3 protein-coding genes are annotated in these 3,438 nt (G+C 69.1%); all 3 read right to left on the bottom strand.

Translation table 11 applies throughout. The features are described 5' to 3' along the window. Positions 1-178: 178 nt before the first annotated feature. The 3 genes from I5G_RS14275 to I5G_RS14265 are packed head-to-tail and all read right to left on the bottom strand — an operon-like array spanning position 179 to position 3,438. Entirely contained in the window at positions 179-1,096 is a 918-nt protein-coding gene (locus I5G_RS14275; protein WP_022879662.1) for a carbohydrate ABC transporter permease, read from the bottom strand. Next, a complete protein-coding gene (locus I5G_RS14270; RefSeq protein WP_022879661.1) occupies positions 1,093-2,202 on the bottom strand; it encodes a carbohydrate ABC transporter permease in 1,110 nt (369 codons plus the stop codon). Before I5G_RS14270 ends, I5G_RS14275 begins: the two co-directional genes overlap by 4 nt. Before the next feature lie 12 nt (positions 2,203-2,214). Then, positions 2,215-3,438, bottom strand: coding sequence for an extracellular solute-binding protein (locus tag I5G_RS14265; RefSeq protein ID WP_026095944.1), 1,224 nt, complete (start codon positions 3,436-3,438; stop codon positions 2,215-2,217).

Raw genomic sequence — 3,438 nt, 5'->3', positions numbered from 1 at the left:
CGCTCTGGGCGGGCGCGGTGGCGTCACGACCGGAGAGCGCGCGCTGACGCGCGGCGGCGAGCGCCGTGGCATCCCGGATGAAGGTCTTCATCACCGCCGAGCGGCAGGGGCTGCAGCGGCACGGTGTCGTCCGGGGCGGGGGCGGTCGGCGCGTCCGTCGAGGCGGCGGGGGCGGTGGTCATTCTTTGACGGCTCCTTCACTGGCGTTCATGATGCGGCGCTGGAACACGAAGAACACCACGGCGACCGGAATCGTCATGATGGCCGCGGCCGCGAGTTTGAGGGGGAACTGGCTGCCCTGGCTGAGCTGTCCGCTCGCGAGGGAGGCGACGCCCTTGGTCAGGGTGGTGAGCTCGGGCGACTGCGTCGAGATGACGAAGTGGCTCAGCTCGTTCCACGATCCCTGGAAGGACAGGATCACGATCGTGATCAGCGCCGGACGCGCCATCGGCAGGACCACGGACCAGAAGATCCGGAACGTGCTCGCCCCGTCGATGCGGGCCTGCTCCTCGACGGACGGGGGGATCGACTCGAAGAAGTTCTTCATGATGAAGACACCGGCGGCATCCACCAACAGGGGGAGGATCATGCCCGCGTACGAGTCGTAGATGCCGAGCTGGTTGATCACGAGGAACTTCGGGATCAGCAGCACCACCGCCGGGACCGCCATGACCGCGACCAGGGCCGCGAAGACGATCCCACGCCCCCGGAACTGCAGGCGCGCGAGGGCGTATCCGGCGAGGGAGTTGAAGAACACGCGGCCGAGGGTCACGAACACGGTGACGACGGCGGAGTTGGCGAACCAGACGGGGAAGTCGGAGCGGAGGAAGAGCCTCTCGTACGCGGCCCACGTGAAGGGCTGCGGCACGAGCGAGATCGGATCGGCGGCGGCGACGGCATCCGGCTTGAACGACGTCGCCACCTGCACGAGGAACGGATAGATGTAGATCAGCGCGAGCACGCACAGCAGCGCGTACAGGGCGATCTGCCAGCGCAGTGCCTTGCCCGATATGCGGTGCTTCGCGGGCTTGCTCCGCGGGCCGCCGACGACCTGCTCGGCGGCGACGGTGACTTCGGGGGATGCCGTGGCGGTCATCGAGCTCCTCCCTTCGGGGTGCGCACTTCGTACTGCCGCGCGCGTCGACGCGAGACAGGACGCTCCCGCAGTACCCATCGCTGCAGGATCGTCAGGACGACGATGATCACGAACAGCACGAACGCGATCGCCGCACCCTGGCCCCACTGCTGCGACAGGAAGGCCGACGAGTAGCTGAGGTAGGCGGGGGTCAGGGTCGTCTTGCCCGGTCCGCCCTGGGTGCCGGTGTAGATCTGGTCGAACACCTGCCAGGTGCCGATGAGCCCGAGGGTGAGCACCGTGAAGAGGACGGGCCGCAGCTGGGGGAGCGTGACGCGCCAGAAGCGCTGCCACCCGTTCGCGCCATCCATCATCGCGGCCTCCTGCACGTCGCCGCCGATGTTCTGCAGGCCCGCGATGAACAGGAGCATGAAGGTGCCCGAGGTCGTGAAGACCGCCATGAGGATGAAGGCGGACATCGCCACCGATGGCCCGCCGAGCCAGTCCCACCACGAGACGCCGAGGAACGTGTTCCCGGTCAGGGCGGCGGGTCCGTTCGCGACGCCGATCGCCGCGAGGGCGTTGTGCACGATGCCGGACGGGTCGCTGAACCAGTTGGGGCCGTTGATGCCCAGCCACGACAGCACCTCGTTGATCGCGCCCGACGTGGAGAAGAGGAACAGCCACAGCACGGTGATTGCGACGGAGCTGGTGACGGAGGGGAAGTAGAACGCCGTGCGGAAGAACCCGCGACCGCGCAGCACCGCGCGGTTGACGAGGACGGCGAGGAAGAGCGAGAGGGCGGTCTGCAGCGGTACGACGAGCAGCACGTACCAGGCGTTGTTGCGCAGGGCCGTGCCGAAGTCGCGCTCGGCGAGGCCGCCACCGGTGGTAACGGCGGCGTAGTTGTCGAGCCCGACGAAGTTCACGTTCGAGGAGAAGGGGCTGCCCCGGCCGGTCCAGTCGGAGAAGCTCACCCACAGCGCCATGAGCACCGGGACGAGGAGGAACACGCCGAGGATGATCAGCACCGGGGCGGTGAAGAGCCAGCCGGCGGCGGCCTCGCCGCGCCGGATCCCCGAGGAGGAGGACCCGGCGCGGCGGGGCGCGGTGGTGAGAGCGGTCATGGGCGGTCGCGCCTACTTGGCGATCGCCTCGAGGTTGCCCTGCACCGTGGTGAGGATCGCCTGCGGGTCACCGGTCTTCAGCGACTCCAGCTGGGCGTTGAAGTCGGTGATGACGTCGGCGGCGCCCGCGATGTTCGGCGGGAACTGGGCGTATTCGGCCCCGGCGAGGAACGCCGTCAGGTTCGGGTTCGCGCTCGACCACGCGTCGGCGGCGGACTGGATGGACGGCATCGGGCCGAACGCCTTCGAGAACGCGAGCTGCTGGTCGGTGCCGGTGAGGTACTCGGCGAGGGCGCGGGCGTTGTCTTGGTTCTTGCTGTCGGCGGCCATGCCCCAGCAGTTGGTGAACTGCAGCGTGCCCTTGCCGCCAGGACCGGCGGGGAGCTCGGCGACGGTGTACTTCACGGTGGGATAGTCGGCGGTGAGGGCGCCCGTGATCCAGTTGCCCTCGATGGTCATCGCGGCCTTCTGCGTGCCGAAGGCCTCGCCGCCCCAGCCGGCGCCCACGTCGGGGGCGAACGCGAAGGAGCCGTCGTTGAGGTGGGTCTTGACGTACTGCAGCGCTTCGACGTTGGCCGAGCTGTCGGCGGTGGCCTTGCCGTCGATCAACAGCCCGCCGCCGGCCTGCGCCATGAACGCGCCCACGCGCTGGTACTCGGCGCCGAACGCGAGACCGACGCGGCCGTCCGCCGTGAGCTTCTGGGCGACGGATGCCAGCTGGTCCCACGTCTTCGGGATGTCGGCATCCGTGAGTCCGGCCGCCGACCACAGGTCGGTGTTGATGACGAGTGCCAGGGTCGAGAAGTCCTTCGGGGCGCAGTAGAACTTGCCGTCGACGGTGAAGTTCTCCACGAGCGAGGGGTAGAAGTCGGCCTTGTTCGCCAGGTCGTCGCCGTACGCGGCGATCGACCCGTTCGCCGCGTAGCCGGCGAGGGCCTCGGGCGCGAGGTAGAAGAGGTCCGGCGGCGACCCTGCCGCGAAACCCTGGGACAGCTGCTGGGGGAGGTCGTTCGCGACCTGCACCTTCGCGTCGACGCCGGACTCCTTCGACCACGCCGCGACGGCGTCCTCGACGGCCTGGGTCTCGGCGTCGCCCGAGGACCCGATGAGGATCGACAGCGAGCCGCCGGAGGTCTGCTCGGCGCTGCCGGAATCGTTGAAGCCCGAACCGCAGGCGGTGAGCGTCAGGGCCCCGGTGGCCAGGAGCGCTCCTGCTCCGAGCCAGGTGCGGGCGAT

Origin of the sequence: Microbacterium sp. B19 (genome assembly GCF_000333395.1) — a bacterium.
In the GTDB taxonomy this organism is placed as follows: Bacteria; Actinomycetota; Actinomycetes; order Actinomycetales; family Microbacteriaceae; genus Microbacterium.
This window is presented reverse-complemented; position numbering and strand designations above follow the sequence as displayed.